We start from the raw sequence: 16,003 nt of genomic DNA on the forward strand, positions 1-16,003 counted from the left end.
ACGACGATCACGAGTTCAGGCCGCCCGTGAGCGTGCGCGCGTTGCAGTTGGAGATGGTGCCGAACCCGTAGGTCTTGATGGTGTTGCTCGCCGCGCAGATGTCCGAGAGCGCCTCGGAGATCGCGGCCTCGTTCAGCCGGGACGTCTGGACGACGTTGTAGACGTCCCGGGAGAAGATGAAGGTCGGGTTGAGCGCGAGCGAGGAGCCCGAGCCAGTGGTGGGGGACTGGCCTTCGATCTTGCGCAGGAAGGACTCACCGCGACGGTTCGGGACCTCCGCGATGCCCTTGCCCTGGGCGATCCACTGCGCGACCGAGTACGGCATGAGCTGGTTGGCGGCGGTGATCGCCGTGCCGTCGTGCTCCTGGATCGTGTCGTTGACGCAGGCGCCCGGCGCGGTGACACCGATGGAGTCCAGCCAGTACTGCCGGGTGCCCGAGCCGGCCTGCGGCAGCAGCGGCGCCACCGTGTGCGTACCCGTGGCGTCCGTGTAGGTGCAGTTCGTGTAGATGCTGGCCAGCTGCGCCTTCGTCAGGTCCGCCGGCACGGTGCTGTTCAGGTCGGTGGCGTAGGTCACCGCGTCCCGGGCGAACGGGACGTAGGTGAGGTCGGTGCCGGGCACGGAGGCCTTCGGACCGCGCGAGGAGCGGGCGAAGTCGATGCAGGTGGTGCCGCCGTTGGTGATGTCCTCGGACAGCCGGGCGATGCCGTTGCTGGAGCCGTTGGTGTTGGCGCGGGTGTACTGGCACTCCGTCGAAGTCGCGGGTGTGGGCTTGGTCTTGTACGGGTCACCGAGGCCACCGACGGCGTTCCACGACGCGACGATCTTGTTGCCGCCGGTGCCGACGACGACGTCGGTGCCGTTGGCCAGGCCGTTCATGACGTACTGCGTGGTGTCCGAGCCGACCGCGGCCAGGGTGCGGTAGTCGGTCAGCGAGGACGGGTCGGCCGAAGCCGGGGTGGTCAGGATGCCGAGACCGAGAACCGCGGCGCCGACAGCGGCACCGACCTTGGCGTAAGACTTGACGTTCACTTCTGAACCCCTTGGTTTCTGGATTTTCGAAGACTGGACGTTCAAGCTGAATCCGGATTTTCGCACTGCCGACCCGTCGGCCGGCCACCGATTACATTTCCAGAATTGCGTACGATGGCCAACCAATTCCCTGCGATGGAAAGGTTACGGGGAGGCTTCTTAGGTGTCTCCTAGGGAGTCCGGCGTTGCGCATAGTGAAGCATTGCCGGACCTGCAAGTCCTGCCGCTCCAGCCACAAAAAGCACGCCGAGGAGGACCCATCGAATGATGCCGAGAACCTCTCCCTGTGTGATTCCTTGCCTGGCTTGGGCGATATTCTGCTGCGGCCCCGACGAAGGAGAGGCCGAGCCGTTCGGAGCTGCTGCTTCCGACGCCGGCGCGCTGGTTTCGCGGCCGCCACTCCCGCCTGCGGCCGCTCCACCCGCCGCCCCTCCGCCGCTGCTCGCGCCCGACGAGGTCCCACCGATGCCTGCTCCTGCGGCGGCTCCCCCCGAGCCCTGCGCGTTCGGGTCGTCGGACGACGGATCGCTCCGGGAGCCGCCCTTCTCGAGGTCGTCGGCCGCGACTTCGGCCTGCTTGCGCAGTTTCTCCGGCAACGGTGCATAACCGGGGGGAAGTTGGCCCGCCGCCCGGCCCTGCGTCTGGCCCGGTCCAGCGGCGTACCTCATGAAGTCCGCGTATGCCTTGCGATCCTTCGGGGCCTGGTCCACCGAAGCCGCGGCGTAGCTCACCACGGTCAGCGGGTACGCCTGGCCCTTGGCCCGTCCCGGATCGGGCTTGAGCACGGCGGAGTCGTCCGCCCACGGCCGCATGTCGTCGACACCCGCCCGAAGTGTGTCGACCGAGGGCTTCACGAACGTTCCATCCGCGTTGCGCAGGGCCGCGACCTGGAGGCCGTAACGCTCCGCCGACGCGGTGTCGGTGATCGCGATCGCGGTACGGACGCCCGGCGAGGGAGCTCTGTTGACGAGCCTGGCCGGAGCTGTGCCGTCCGCGAGCTGGTACCAGGGGGTCTGCCCGTCGTTGCCCCTGCGGGTCTTCACGGCCCCGTCATGCAGATCGGCCGTGTACGGGTCCAGGTCAAGGATCGTGTAGTCGAGTGGATCCTTGAAATCAACTTGCCAGCCGGGCGCTGTCGTCGGGTCCGGCTTGGAGAATTCGTTCAGGTCGGTGTTCCCCACCGGATCCACGTCCTGGAAATAACGATTGACCCGCATTCCATAGGGGTCCGGTTTCCCGGACAGAAAGTCCCTGGCCTCCTTGTCGGACCGAAGCCAGTTCCAGAGCACCCGCGAGGTGTCGGAATTCCCCTGCGGGACCATGAGGCTCATCGGCCTACGTTGTTCGTCACGGCCGATGTCGGCGAATTCCGGATTGAGCTTCAAGAACTCCGGATCCTGGGTGTAGTACAGCGGATTTCCCCTGAGATGCTCGGGTGGGGCCGGCTCACCGGGCGAGCACGGAGGAGGGTTGCACTTGTCCGCCCAGGGAACGTCTCGCACATAGGAATGGGTGAGCATCTTGGCCACGAGCCTCGGCGTCAGTTTCATGTCGTGCAGCTCACCGCTCGCTCCTTCGACGAAGAATCCGATCGCGAGCCCCGACACGGCCACCGGCGCATGGACCACGCGTGGCCCGTCTCCCGACTGAGCCACCGGATCGACGGTGACGCCCATCGCGGGCGTGTCCTCCGTCGCGCTCAGCACCTCGTTCCTGGCGGAGTCCTCCGGACCGCGCACGAAGCTGAAGTTGTTCCCGGTGGACGTGCACAGCTTCGGCGCCCACAACGAGACGGCGTCGTCCGCGAGTTCGGAGCCGGGTACGGCCCGCTCGGGCTGGCCCTGCGGGCAGAAACTGTCGACCAGCTGGAAGTCCAGCCGAAAGACGATCCGCTGGGCCCAGTTCGTCGCGGACAGCGGCGAGGTCCGGAGCGGATCGCTGTCGGGATTGGTGTCCTTCGTACCGTTCGCGTAGTGGTCGCCGCGCGGCACGACGACCAGCCAGCACGAACGCGCAACGGGGGTCCGGCCGGCCGGCGCCGTGTTCAGACCGCAGCCGAGATGGTCCGCCTGGATCCCGTCCTGCACCTCGAACTCGGTTTCGCCCGTGCCGCCTGCGAAGGTCCGCACGGCTTTCTGCTCGTTGGTGTCCAGGGGACCGAAGTAGGTGTAGTCGACCGAGGACGTGGTGAGCGGCTCACCGTTGGCGGGCCGGAACGGGATGAATGTCGCCCCGGGGTCCTCCGCCGGGTCCACAGCCGCCGGGTTGCCGGAGTCGGCCGGCCCGTACACGACGGTCCGGCCGCTGCCGGCCCCATCGGTGGTCCCCGCTCCAAAGGCACACTGCTCCCGGTCGGGACCGGACGGATCGTCCCCCCAGCACTGCATGATCTGGAGGTAGTTGACGTTGAACGCGGTGCTCGGCAGGGTCGGCGCCCCGCCCTCCCAGCTCACCCGCACACCCTGCGAGTGCAGGTTCTTCGTCTGGTGGACGGTCACCTTCAGACGGGAGAAGTCGTCGTACGGCCCCTTCGTCCCCGACTTCGTCACCGCCGAGTCCTCGGCCCCGCTGTCCGCCGCCACGGCGGGCGTCGTGGCCGGCGGCACCGGCAGCAGCGCCACCACGAACGCGGCCAGCAGACAACTCATGGCGATGAGAATCCGCGGTCGGGGACGCCTCAGTGCCTGTGTCATGCCGCACCGCCCTTGCGACGCGTCCGGCCCGCCATCACACGCGCGACGACCGGTGGTCCGACAACGACGCCGACCAGCAGCGCGGCCGACAGCGCCATCAACGCCGTACGCAGGCCGAGGGAGTCGTCCGCGCCCAGGGAGACCGGGCTGGCTGCGACGGAGGTGTCACCGGCGGCCTGGTCGCCGCTGATCACCTCGCCGGTGTCGGGGTCGACGACGCTTCCGCCGCCGGTCCCGCCCGCCCCGCCGGTGCCCGCCGTACCGCTGCCGGAGCCGCTCGTCGCGGCGCCCGAGCCGCCGGACGCCCCCGCACCGGAACCGCCCGAGCCGGAGCCGCCGGACGCCCCCGTACCCGAGCCGCCGCCCGAACCGGAGCCGCCGTTCGAGCCGGAACCGCCGGAGCTGCCGTTGCCGACCGGCGTGGTGTTCTTGTTGCCGCCCGTGCCGGTCGCGCACTGGTCCGGGCCCTTCTTGTCGCACGCCTGCGGGTAGGGGGCGTTCTGGATCAGCAGGTTCCGTCCGCCGGAGAACGTCGGGTTGTTGCACTTGTTGACATCGATCCTGGTCGCGTCGGCGCCGGGGATCTTCCGCGTCTGCGCCATCGCGGCTTCCACCAGGTTCTTCGGCAGCGGCGAGTAGCCGAGCCGGTCGGCCTGCTGCTGGCCGTCGCAGAGGAAGTAGTTGTTGAACGCGCTCAGCGTCTTCCCCTTGGCCGTGGTGAAGCCGTTCTCCTCCTTGGTGGGGATGATCATGTAGCTGTAGCTGGAGAGGGGATAGGTGCGCCGGTCCCCGAAGGTGTAGACGTTGTCAAGGTTCTGGGTCAGGTAGTTCGCGGAGAGCGGGTTGTTGTTGATCTGGGCCTTGGTGAGGGCGACCGCCACACTGGAGGCGGTGGGCTCGACGTAGTAGCCGGCCTGGTTGAGGACCTTGGCCACCGGGAAGCCCGCGTTCCTGGCGTACGAGTACTCGACGTAGGTGATGGCGCCCTCGGCCTGGGACTGCTTCGTGTAGCCCGCGACGCCGAGGGAGCTGGACTGGGCGACGAAGCCCGAGCCGGGGATCACGGGGAAGTACGACGTGAGACCGCACGGCGTCTGCTTGCCGGCCCGACGGCAGTAGTCGTTCCACAGGGAGCCGTACCGCTTGGACATCCACAGCGTGAACTGTGCGGTCGTACCGGAGCCGTCGGAGCGGACGACCGGGACGATCCGGCGGGCCGGCAGGGCCAGCTTGGGGTTGTCCGCCTTGATCTCCGGCGCGTTCCACATCGTCAGCCTGCCGGTGAAGATCCTGGTGAGGACGTCACCGGACAACCGGAGGTTGGTGACCTGCCTGCCGCCGATCTTCAGGTTGTACATGAACGACGTGCCGCCGGCCACGATCGGCATGTAGGCGTACTTCCGGGTGGGCGGAGGATCCTGCTGGCCGAGGTCGTTGAGGCCGTAGGGGATCTCGGACACACCGAAGTCGGAGGTGCCGTTCTTGAACTGCTGACGGCCTACCGAGGAGCCGACCGACGCGTAGTTCACGGTCATGCCCTGCTGGCGGACGTTGCGCCGCCACTGCTCGATGGCGTTGGCGCTCCAGGTCGAGCCGGAGCCGCTGATCTTCGTGTAGCTCTCCGCGAAGGCGCTCGGTGGGTGGACGGCCAGCAGCGCGCAGACCGCGGCGACGAACAGCGCCAGCGCCTGGTGCACGCGCGTGGCGCGCGGACGTCGGACAGGTGCGGGTATCACGGGGTGCTCCTCGTCGGTGCGGGTCTTTCTGACGACTGGTCGGTGGAGGCGTACGCCTCGAAGCGCTTGGCGTCATGGCGGGAGGCCCGGACCCGGCGGTGTTCCTGGCGCCTGGTCAGCCGGCCCGGTCCGCGGCCGCCGAGGACGCGGGCCATCACGAACAGGACGAGCACCAGCACGAGAAGCACCGCCGCGGTGCCGAAGCCGCGTGCGATGTAGGTGGGTTCGGGGGACTTGACGAGTTCGAAGGCCGCCAGCGGCAGCGACACCATCGGGTCGTGCAGCGGATCGGCGTTGAGCTCCGCCGTGTAACCGGCGGTCAGCAGGACCGGCGAGGTCTCGCCGACACCGCGGGCCGTGCCCAGGATGATCGCCGTCGTGAGACCGGAGCGGGAGGTGGGCAGCACCACGTGCCACACCGTGCGCCATCGTGAGGTGCCGAGCGCGTACGACGCCTCGCGCAGGGTGCCGGGGACCAGCCGGATCACCACGTCCGACGCGCGGATGATGATCGGCAGCATCATCACGGAGATCGCGAGCGCGGCGGCGAGCCCGGAGCGCTCGAAGCCCAGCGCCAGGATGAAGGTCGCGTAGATGAACAGGCCGGCCACGATGGACGGCAACGCCGTCATCGCCTCCACGATGGTGCGGACGAACCGGCTGAAGGCGCCCGGGACTTCGTTCAGGAAGACCGCGCAGACCAGCCCGGCCGGGATGCAGATCACCAGGGCGATGGAGATCTGCCACAGCGTGCCGACGATCGCGTGCAGGATGCCACCGACGCTGAGCGGCTCGATCGGACCGGCGTCGGCCATCGATTCGGTGTAGAAGTTCAGGTGCGGCAGCGCGTCGCGGCCCTCGTAGAGCGTGTAGACGACCACGAACGCCAGCACGGCCAGCATCACCAGGCCGAGGCTCTGGACGACGGCGGCGGCCACCCGGTCTCGTACCGCCGGCCCGTCCTCGTCGAAGGAGACCAGCAGCGCGTACAGACCGAGGAAGAGCACGTAGGCGACGACGACGAAGCCGAGGGCGCCGTTGAAGGGCAGCATCCGGTCGAACAGCAGCCAGGTGATGCAGAGGGACGCGGCCGCGGCACCGATCATCGCGTACACGTCGGTGGCACGCAGAGTGGCCAGATTGCGGCGTGATTCGGTGCGCGGCCGGCTGCGGCCGGGCAGGGTCGTGGCCGGTATGGGCGGTTTCGCCGGCGCCGCGGGACTCGTCTGCGGTCCCTGGTCGCCGGGCGGGCTCTGTGCGGTGGTGACGGTCATCCGGCTCGGTCTCCTCAGGAGTCGCTCGCCGCGCCGGAACGGCTGCGGGCGACGATCGACGACGCGACGAAGTTGACGACGAGGGTCATCAGGAACAGCGCGAGGCCCGCGGCCATCAGCGCCGACATGCCCATCTCGCTCGCCTCGCCGTAACGCAGGGCGATCAGCGAGGAGACCGAGCTGGTGCCGTTCTGCAGGATGTGCGGCTGGATCACGAAGACCGGCGAGATGATCAGGTACACGGCGATGGTCTCGCCCAGCGCCCGGCCCAGGCCCAGCATGGTGCCGCCGATCATGCCGCCCTTGCCGAAGGGCAGAACGACGCTGCGGATCATGCCCCAGCGGTTCGCGCCGAGCGCGTAGGCGCCCTCCCGCTCGCCGACCGGAGCCTGTGAGAACACCTCCCGTACCACCGAGCAGATGATCGGCGCGACCATCAGGGACACGACCATGCCGGCGATGAAGGTGGAGGAGGTGAAGACGGTGGCGGTGGCGAGCGGGTCCCGTGGATCGACGCCGTCGACCTCGAAGATCGGTATCCAGCCGAAGTACGTGGAGATCCAGCGCGACAGCGTGACCACGTGCCCCTGGAAGAAGAACAGGCCCCACAGGCCGTAGACCACCGACGGCACGGCGGCCATCAGGTCCACGACGCTGATGAGGGTCTGGCGGATCGTCGGCGGGGCGTACTCGGATATGTAGAGCGCGGTGCCGAGCGCCATCGGCACCGCGAAGACGATGGCGACGAGCGCGATGAGGATCGTGCCGACGAGTACGGCCGCGATACCGAAGTTGCCGCCGTCGGGCTCCCAGGTCTCGGTGGTGATGAAGCCCCACTGCGCGACCGACAGCGCCTGCCAGGCCCGGTACGTCAGAAAGCCGCCGACGAGCAGCATGATCGCTAGCACGAAGGCACCGCCGCCGCGCAGCACGCCCCGGAACGCGCGGTCGGTCAGGCCCGGGTCCGGGTACAGACGTCTCGGAGGCTCGGCCGCCGGCGCCTCCGGCCGCTCAGATATTCGCATCGTCACGTGCCACGAGGCTTCTGGGGCGGGTTGGACACCACCGCACACGAATGTGAACGAGATGCCCCCTAGGGGCAACTTCCGGTGACGTACGCGTAGTGATCCCGCGTCACTCTGCGTCGTCCCACAGGGTCGTCCGTCCCGATCCCACTTCGGCGAGGAGCAACCGGAACCGGTCGTACGCCGTCTGGCACGTCGAGTGCCGCTCATAGGGCCGCGGGGACACGGCCACGACCCCGCCACTGCGGTCGCGGAGCCGCCAGGCCCAGCCGGCGCCGTCGGAGGAGTGGTGCAGCTCCCCCTGTAACTCCTCTATGTCAGCGCACAGTTGCTCTAATCCGGCACGACACTCGCCGTAGTCCGCGTACGGCCTGGCGGACATGGCGATCACCCGCCCGTTCGACGCGGTGAGCCGCCAGGAGCAGGACCCGCCGGTGTCGGTGTCCATGTGGCAGCGCGTGCCACGTACGGCCGCGCCCCCCTTCGGTGCTGCCATCCCCACCCCTGTTGCCTCATATCGGGAAACGTTGCATGTGTTGTTCGCAGTTGCGCGCTTACGCAGCACACGCAGGGTAAAGAGGCGGGAGTGATGCGTGGTCACTCCGGTTGGGTGTGCAGGGCATGGTTCGCGCGGAAGTTGCCCCGCGTTCACTCAGTGCGCGCATGCGCGGCTCGGTGAACCCACACCTCTTGTCGGCCGGACGGGCCGGGCTCACTACGGTCCCGGACGCCCGGGCCGGGCCGACGGAGGGACTCTCCGGACACACACCGGACACGCGGCCTCGGCCGCACGGACGCGGGGCGCGGCGCCCCCGGGCGCGGTACGGGTCCGTGGCCGCCGAGTCGACTGAAATTCGGATCGAATTTCTCCTTCGGTTTCCCGAAAAATCGAAACACCGGATATTCGGCATTGTTTCCTTCGAGAGTGAATCCGCAGCTCACTCCATTCTCTTGAAGAAAGCGTTCCGAAATCTCCACAGAATGACTACGCTGCACACGTCATTCGGGCCCGTCGTGGGGAAATCGGCGGGCCGTGGCACTCACCTTGGGGAATTCGCATGCGTATTAGCTCAGTTGTCGCCGCTGCGTCCGGCGTCCTGGCCCTGTCCGCCCTCGCCGTTCCGGCCGCTCACGCGGACGAGAGGTTCGGCGACACCGACATCACCAGCGTGGTCGTCAACGACGGGCGGCCCGTCGTCGTCGGCACGACCGAAAGAGTCGTCACCGTCGAGGTCACCGCGACGGACCCGGCCGGCCTCCAGCAGGTCGACGCCACCCTGTACCACGGCTCGTACGCCGACCAGGACGCCACGGTGCCCTCGTCGGCGGCCTGCGGGCCGACCACCGACACCACCACCACCTGCACCCTGACGTTCACTCTCAAGCCCGGGATCGACCCGTCCGACGACTCGCTGGCCGGCACCTGGAGCCTCAGCGCCTACGCGATCTCTCTCGACAACGACGGGGTGGGCCTCGACAACGCGGCCACCTTCCCCGTGCAGCGCGACACCCAGGTGACCGTCGACGCCACCCCCGAGCCGGTGAAGCGAGGCAAGATCCTCACCGTCAAGGGCGGCGTGCAGCACGCCGGCTGGGCGACCGGCGCGTACACCGCCGCCGAGGCGGGCCGGCCCGTCCAGCTGCAGTTCCGCGCCGAGGGCTGCCACGACTACACCACCGTCAAGACCGTCCGCACCACCGCGAACGGCACCGTCTCCACCACCGTCCGCGCTTCGTCCGACGGCTCCTACCGCTGGGTCTACGCCGGCACGGCCGACACCGCGGCCGCGGTCTCCGCGGCCGACTTCGTCGACGTGCGCTGAGTCCCGAACAAGCGGCGCGGGGCACCCGCGCGGGCTGTCCGGCGCCGCACCCGCACGGGGTCACCCGAAGGGGCGAGTAAGAGGTTCCCGGCGAGCGAATTCGCGATGAATCCGCTCTGCGGAGGAACACATCCCGGCGCACAAAAGCGAGCGGCGATTATCATGGGCACGCCGCACCGAATTCTGCTGCGGCGTGCCGTTCGCGTTTTCCGGGCACGGTTCTCACGGTGACGCCACGGCCTTTCCGGGACCCCGCCGCGCAAAAAGCCGGCGGGCCCGGTCGCATGCCGACCCGACCCGCCGAGGAAAAATGCCGCCCACATTCCGTGCGGGCGAGGATCCGGGGTGTTCCCCGGCCGTGCACGACGGGGAGGGCGCCGTAGTCCGCCCGAGGCCGCCGGAGCTCAGCGCCGCCTCCACCGAGCGGTCCGGAGGACCGGGGTCGGCGGGCAGCGGCACGTTCATCTATGATTTACGTGAGCATGCCAACCAATGCGCCCGGACCGCGCTCAGGTCCCTCCCCATAACTCCGGCCCGACCGCGGCCAGTTCGGGAACCATCGTCCGGAACCGCTCATACGAGGAGCGGCACGTGGCATGACGTTCGTACATGCGTGCCGACCGGGCCAGATGACGGCCCGAGGTCTCCCAGAGCACCCACACCCAGCCCCCGCCCTCGGCGCTGTGCTGGATCCCGCCGGCGATGTCGGCGTGCCGTTCACACAGCCGGACGAAGGCGGCGCGGCAGCGTGCATGCGTGTCGTACGATGCCGCCGAGACGGCGACCGGGCGACCGTTGGACGCCACCAGCCGCCAGCCGTACCGGCCCTCCTCGTCGAGGTCCGTCAGGCATCTCATTCCCAGTACGGGCGCGGCGGATCGCGCCGCTCCCCCGGACTGCCCCATGTCCCCACCCCCGCCGCCCATCGAAGAGTAAAAACGCAGGTACGGCCTTGCGGGGCGGCACCAGCAATCTACTGAGCCGTAGGTGAGGCCTGACAGGGGAATCCGTCCGCAAGCAACGCGCTTCACACCAAAGTGGTCCCTAGGAAACCCCTAGGAAAGGCAAGGAGAAAGCGCTCGCTGCACTCGGCCGGACAACGTTGCCAAAAGAGGGGCGGACCCGGCCTCATGGCGCACGAGGGACATTGACGACCGCATCGAGCCGGGGACAAGGGACGATCGCGTATCGGATCCCCGTGCACACGAGGTGTCATGAGCCCGGCGGCTCCCCTCACTTGTGCGCGGACCGGGGCACCGAGCACGCCGGCGGCGGACGGGCTCCGCGTGCCGTCCGCAGCCGGAGCCGGAGCAGCGACACGCCGACTCGCCGCCTCGCACTCCCGAGCGGCCCCGCTTCGTGACCGTGCGGCGGGCGGGTGCCAACTCGACCGTCCTCGGGCACAGTCGGGGGGTCCGCCGACGGACGGCGGCCGTACCCGCGCCGCGTAGACGTCAAGAACCCGCACGACACGACGCGTTGACGCGACCGAAGACTGCACGCCCGGAGCCGGAACCGACTCCTCCGTGCCTGACGAGGCATCATCTCGGCGGCGGACGCGGCGAACTCGTCCCGCCGACCGCCACCCGCCGCAGCTCCACAGCCAGGGTTCACGACGCGCTTGTGATGGTGTCACCCACATTCTTTGGTCGATCCCTGTAATCGGTCGGGCGCCCGCGAGAAGCGGGCGCAGCGGAGGCGTTGCCTCCGGTTTCCCCCTCCTGATCCGAGGTTGCAATGAAGTTGATGGTCGTGAACCATCTGCGCGCGAGACCCCTGCTGGTGGTGCTCGCCACGGCGACCGCACTGGCGGCCGCACCCGCCGTCGCATACGCGGACGGCGGTCGACCCGCGCCCGTCACCGGCGGAATCCCCTTGGTCAACACGGACGAGAGGATCGGTCCGGGGATCGACATCCAGCACGTGAAGGCGCTCGACCAGAAGGGCTGGTACGACGCGCAGTATCTGACCGTGGACCTGTCGGACCGCGCTGTCGGCACGGATCTGCTGACCTCCGGACCGGTCTCGTCCGGCGGGCCGCTCAGCGAGGCCGCCGACAAGGCCGGCGCCGTCGCGGGCGTCAACGGCGAGTTCTTCGACATCGGCAACTCCAACGCGGCACTCGGTGGTGAGGTCCAGGACGGCAAGCTGGTCAAGACCGCCGACATCGGCGGCCGTCAGCACGTCGGCGTCAGCAAGGACGGCATCGCCCAGCTCGTGGACCTCACGGTCGACGCGACCGCCAACTTCACGGGCGCGGACCACAAGGTGCTGTCCATCAACGCCGCGAACGGCGGCGGGGTGCCCGCGGACGGCCTGATCGCGTTCACGTCCGCGTGGGGCGACTACAGCCGCAACCGCGGCCTGACGGGCGTGTCCAACGACCAGATCGCCGAGGTCCTGGTCAGGAACGGCTCGGTCGTGTCGGTCACGCCGAACGGTCCCGCGGACTCGGGGACGATCCCGGACGACGGCTTCGTGCTCGTCGGCCGCGGCGCCGCGGCGACCGCGATCCGCGCGCTGCAGCCCGGCGACCCGGTGAAGCTCGACTACCAGCTCGCCGACCACGCGGCCAGGACGATGAAGTTCGCGCTCGGCCACGGCGGCACCATCGTGTCCGGCGGACAGGTCGTCAAGGGGCTCGACACCTCGATCGCCCCCCGCACCGCGCTCGGCTTCAAGAACGGCGGCAAGACGCTCGTGCTCGCCACCTGGGACGGCCCTGGCGGCACCGGCAAGGGCGGCGTCGGTATCGACAAGGAGGCGCGCGACCTCGCCGCGATGGGCGTGGAGACCGCGGTCAACCTCGACGGCGGCGGCTCGACCACGATGGTCGCCCGCGCGCTCGGCGAGGACACCGCGACCGTCCGCAACGTGCCCTCCGACGGCCACGAGCGCAACGACCCCAACGGCGTGGGCGTGTTCGTCGCGAAGGGTGACGGCAGACTGCACCGCCTCCTCGTCAAGCCCGCACCGGGTGCGGCGGCGGCCGACGGGAACGTGAAGGTCTTCCCCGGGATGCACCGCGCGCTCGTCGCGGAGGGCGTCGACGACCACGAGACGCCGGTGAAGCTCGACCCGAGGTCCGTACGGTGGTCGGCACACGGCGCGCCGGTCCCGGCAGGCACCCTCAGGGCACCGGCCGAGGCCGACGGCACGATCACGGTCGACGCGCACGTGGGCCCTGAGAAGGCGCACGAGAAGGTCACCGTCCTCGGCCCGGTCGACGGCGTGGAGCTGTCGTCGCAGCGTCTGTCGATCGCCGACGCGACGTCTGACAACGCTGTCACCGTCTCGGTGACCGGCCGCGACGCCGAGGGCTATACGGCTCCGCTCGACCCGCAGGACCTCTCGCTCGACTACGACCACAGTGTCGTCGACATCAAGTCCGTGAACGGCAAGCTGAAGATCACCCCCCTCACCGCCGCGGGCACGATCCTCACGGTCTCGGCCGGTGGCAAATCGGTGAAGCTGCCCATCACGGTCGGCGTGCAGACCAGGACGGTCTACGACTTCGACGACGACGTGCTCGCCCGCTGGCGCAACAACAGCACCGCGGCCACGCAGTTCTCGGCGGACCCCGACGGCCTGCGGATCGACTTCAACGCGATGCGCAACGTGGGCATCGCGGCGGCTTCGTCGGCCCAGCGCGTCCCGGTGCCCGGCCAGCCGCTGCGCGTACGGGTGCGGATCAAGTCGAGCATCAGCGTGCCCAGCGGTCTGACCTACCTCGGCTATGTCGACGCTGCCGGCAAGAGCGGCGGCGTCTACGGCACCGCCCTGACGGCGAGCAGCGACTGGCAATACGCGACGTTCACGCTGCCGGCGAGCACGGCGTTCCCGATCTCGATCTCGGGCTTCCAGGGCATCAACACCAATGTCGCCCAGCAGAAGGCGGGCACGTTCGTCCTCGACCGCATCGAGGCCGACGTCCCGACGGCGATCGACCTGCCCGCCCAGCCCGGCCTGCGGCCCGACCCGCTCGTCTCCGACGACGGCTCGCTGCCCGACGGCCGCGGCACATGGCAGTTCGCCACGCTGTCGGACGTACAGTTCACGGCCGACGACCCGGCACTCACCCAGGTCGCGACGGCCGCCATCCAGCGGATCCGCACGACCCGTCCGGACCTGATCGTCCTGAACGGCGACATCACCGACCGCGGTCTGCCGCAGGACCTCACCCTGGCCCGCAAGGTGCTCACCGACGCCGGGTGCGACCTCATCGGTGTCGGCCGGGAGCCGGCGGAGAACAGCACTCCGGACCCGAAGGCCGGCTCCGTCCCGTGCTACTACGTGCCGGGCAACCACGAGTCCTACGGCCTCGACAACGTCCAGTCGGACCTGACGAACTTCACCGAGGAGTTCGGCAAGCCGTACCGGACGTTCGACCACAAGGGCACCCGGTTCATCCTGCTCGCCAGCTCCCTCGGGTCGCTGCGCGGGACGGCCTGGGACCAGCTCCCGATGCTGCAGCAGGCGCTCGCCGACGCCGAGAAGGACCGGTCGGTCCGTAACGTGATGGTGTTCGCCCACCACCCGGTGGACGACCCCGGCGACGCGAAGTCCAGCCAGCTCGGCGACCGCGACGAGGCCGCGCTCGTGGAGCACATGCTCACGGACTTCCGGAACTCCACGGGCAAGGGCGCCGCGATGGTCGGCTCCCACGCCCAGATCACCGACGTGCACCGGCTCGAGGGTGTGCCGTACATGGTGCTGCCGTCGTCGGGCAAGGACCCGTACGGCACGCCCGACCGCGGCGGCTTCACCGGATGGGTCGACTGGTCGGTCGACTCCCGGCGGACCGCGAAGCAGCAGTGGGTCGAGGCCGACGTGCATGCCTTCGCGCAGTCCATCACGCTCAACACCCCGGACTCCCTCGAGATCGGCGGGACGGCCCAGCTCTCGGGCAGCATCGTGCAGCCGCAGGGAGTGTCGGCGGGCACGCGCACGGTGCCGCTGCGGTACCCGATGTCGGTCGACTGGAGCGGCTCCTCCAACCTGGCGATCGGCAGCGGGAAGGAGGCCGTCGAGGCTGCCCGACACAAGGGCAAGGTCGCGATCTTCGACCCGCGGACCCGGACACTGACGGGCCTGCGCCGCGGCTCGGTGACCATATCGGTGACGAACGACTCGATGCGCCCTTACACGGACGAGAGCTCGCTCGCACCGATCACGACCTCGAACACCATCCAGGTCGTGCCGGGCTCGCACCACTGACAGCCGTGCGACCGCTGTGAATCGGCTCCCGCGCCGTCCGGCGCGGGAGCCCGTCCGACCGAGGGTCGGCACCCAGGTGCCGGCCCTCGGCATGTCCCGCCCCGACGGCGCCATGCCGTTCCTCGCTCCGGAGCGGCCGGCCGGGTACCGGCACCCCCGTGAGCACGGCCCGGAACGCGGATAACCCACGGCCGCCCAGCCGTGGGTTCTCCGGACCACCACCCGGACGGCGCCCTGCCCACGGCCTCCCCGTCCGGCGCGGGAGCCCTTCCAGCCGCGGCCCGCCGCGCAGGTGCCGGCCTCGGCCGTTCCTCGTACCGGAGCACCCGGACGGCCGCGGCCACCTCATGAACACGACCCAGGGCGCAAAAAACCCACGGCCACCCGACCGTGGGTTCTCCGGACCACCACCCGTAGGCGCCCTCGGGCGCCCGCGGCCTCGCCGTCCGGGTCCGGACACGGACCCGGAAGCAGTCGCCGTCAGCCGATCGCCAGCAGAACCGCCAGCAGGACCGCGCCGGCCACCGCCGGGCCGATGATCTCGTACGCCCAGCGCACGCTCGGTTCGCCCTGGGCGCGCTCGGACGCGCCATGGGTCTCGAACAGTTCCCTCAGTTCGTCCATGACCTGGTCGGTCTGGGCGCGGGTGGGCTTGTCCGGGAGGGCGGAGGACCGCCCGCGCGAACGGCCGCCCGACGCCGCGCCGGCCGCACGCGCGGCGGCCATGCTCTGCTGCCGCGCCGCCTTCTTGCGGGCGCGCAGCGAGACGGGAATCGCCCACAGCTGGAACTTGGTACCGGACGTGGCGACGACCTCGTTCGAGTAGCCGGACTGGAGCGACGCCACCGAGCCCCAGGGCAGCACGATCACCCGGAGCGGATTGCGGATGCGCAGCCGCTCGTCGTTCGCGAAGACGGCCGGGCGCACGGTGAAGGCGGCGAACGTCGGCAGCACCAGGATCAAGGCGGCCAGCGCCAGCCAGGGTGTGCGGCCGTGGGCGGAGACCAGCGCGTCGATGCCGAGCCAGAGCGCGATGGCGAGCAGCAGCACACCGGCCGCGATGCCGGCCGGCGACCGGTAGACACGGTCCCGGGACTCGGGTGCCGAGTGGTCCGGCGCGGGCGGCTGGTGTTCCGGGGTCGTCATGAAACCGATTCTGCCCGACGGTCACCCCGTACCTCCCAGGCGGTCCCGGGCGCGGC

At 69.6% G+C, this 16,003-nt stretch carries 10 protein-coding genes; 2 read left to right on the plus strand and 8 right to left on the minus strand.

Going from position 1 to position 16,003, the window contains the following annotated elements:
* Positions 1 to 7: 7 nt before the first annotated feature.
* The 6 genes from ADL25_RS16250 to ADL25_RS16275 all read right to left on the minus strand — a co-directional run bounded on the left by ADL25_RS16250 (position 8) and on the right by ADL25_RS16275 (position 8,257).
* Positions 8 to 1,033 (minus strand): hypothetical protein, encoded by a 1,026-nt coding sequence (locus ADL25_RS16250; RefSeq protein WP_059128453.1) that lies wholly within the window; start codon positions 1,031 to 1,033, stop codon positions 8 to 10.
* Positions 1,034 to 1,203: 170 nt separating this feature from the next.
* On the minus strand, positions 1,204 to 3,681 hold the full coding sequence (locus ADL25_RS16255) for a hypothetical protein (RefSeq protein WP_059128454.1): 2,478 nt from the start codon (positions 3,679 to 3,681) through the stop codon (positions 1,204 to 1,206).
* 41 nt (positions 3,682 to 3,722) lie between these two features.
* Positions 3,723 to 5,462, minus strand: coding sequence for a phosphate ABC transporter substrate-binding protein PstS (gene pstS / locus ADL25_RS16260; RefSeq protein WP_199839168.1), 1,740 nt, complete (start codon positions 5,460 to 5,462; stop codon positions 3,723 to 3,725).
* Entirely contained in the window at positions 5,459 to 6,736 is a 1,278-nt protein-coding gene (gene pstA, locus ADL25_RS16265; RefSeq protein WP_079050394.1) for a phosphate ABC transporter permease PstA, read from the minus strand. Before pstA ends, pstS begins: the two co-directional genes overlap by 4 nt.
* A 14-nt stretch (positions 6,737 to 6,750) precedes the next feature.
* A complete protein-coding gene (pstC, locus tag ADL25_RS16270; protein ID WP_079050395.1) occupies positions 6,751 to 7,761 on the minus strand; it encodes a phosphate ABC transporter permease subunit PstC in 1,011 nt (336 codons plus the stop codon).
* A gap of 109 nt (positions 7,762 to 7,870) precedes the next feature.
* The gene (locus tag ADL25_RS16275; protein WP_147318017.1) at positions 7,871 to 8,257 is read right to left on the minus strand and encodes a DUF1508 domain-containing protein; all 387 of its coding nucleotides are present in this window, start codon (positions 8,255 to 8,257) and stop codon (positions 7,871 to 7,873) included.
* Between the two features lie 562 nt (positions 8,258 to 8,819).
* On the opposite strand from ADL25_RS16275, the gene ADL25_RS16280 reads away from it, so the two are divergent.
* Entirely contained in the window at positions 8,820 to 9,584 is a 765-nt protein-coding gene (locus ADL25_RS16280; protein WP_059128456.1) for a hypothetical protein, read from the plus strand.
* 509 nt (positions 9,585 to 10,093) lie between these two features.
* Here the strand turns inward: ADL25_RS16280 and ADL25_RS16285 are convergent.
* Entirely contained in the window at positions 10,094 to 10,489 is a 396-nt protein-coding gene (locus ADL25_RS16285; RefSeq protein WP_159044940.1) for a hypothetical protein, read from the minus strand.
* A gap of 841 nt (positions 10,490 to 11,330) precedes the next feature.
* Here ADL25_RS16285 and ADL25_RS16290 point away from each other — a divergent pair.
* Positions 11,331 to 14,801, plus strand: a complete 3,471-nt coding sequence (locus ADL25_RS16290) for a phosphodiester glycosidase family protein (protein ID WP_059128458.1) — start codon at positions 11,331 to 11,333, stop codon at positions 14,799 to 14,801.
* 480 nt (positions 14,802 to 15,281) lie between these two features.
* Here ADL25_RS16290 and ADL25_RS16295 read toward each other — a convergent pair whose 3' ends face one another.
* Positions 15,282 to 15,947 carry a PH domain-containing protein gene (locus ADL25_RS16295; RefSeq protein ID WP_059128459.1) on the minus strand — a complete coding sequence of 222 codons (666 nt, stop codon included), beginning with the start codon at positions 15,945 to 15,947 and terminating at the stop codon, positions 15,282 to 15,284.
* Between the last annotated feature and the right edge of the window lie 56 nt (positions 15,948 to 16,003).

This window comes from Streptomyces sp. NRRL F-5122 (assembly GCF_001507435.1).
GTDB lineage: Bacteria > Actinomycetota > Actinomycetes > Streptomycetales > Streptomycetaceae > Streptomyces > Streptomyces lannensis.

Coding starts and splice junctions, on each gene's coding strand:
- ADL25_RS16255 (WP_059128454.1), bottom strand. CDS start 3,681: ATGAGTTGTCTGCTGGCCGCGTTCGTGGTGGCGCTGCTGCCGGTGCCG.
- pstA (WP_079050394.1), bottom strand. CDS start 6,736: ATGACCGTCACCACCGCACAGAGCCCGCCCGGCGACCAGGGACCGCAG.
- pstC (WP_079050395.1), bottom strand. CDS start 7,761: ATGCGAATATCTGAGCGGCCGGAGGCGCCGGCGGCCGAGCCTCCGAGA.
- ADL25_RS16275 (WP_147318017.1), bottom strand. CDS start 8,257: ATGGCAGCACCGAAGGGGGGCGCGGCCGTACGTGGCACGCGCTGCCAC.
- ADL25_RS16280 (WP_059128456.1), top strand. CDS start 8,820: ATGCGTATTAGCTCAGTTGTCGCCGCTGCGTCCGGCGTCCTGGCCCTG.
- ADL25_RS16285 (WP_159044940.1), bottom strand. CDS start 10,489: ATGGGGCAGTCCGGGGGAGCGGCGCGATCCGCCGCGCCCGTACTGGGA.
- ADL25_RS16290 (WP_059128458.1), top strand. CDS start 11,331: ATGGTCGTGAACCATCTGCGCGCGAGACCCCTGCTGGTGGTGCTCGCC.
- ADL25_RS16295 (WP_059128459.1), bottom strand. CDS start 15,947: ATGACGACCCCGGAACACCAGCCGCCCGCGCCGGACCACTCGGCACCC.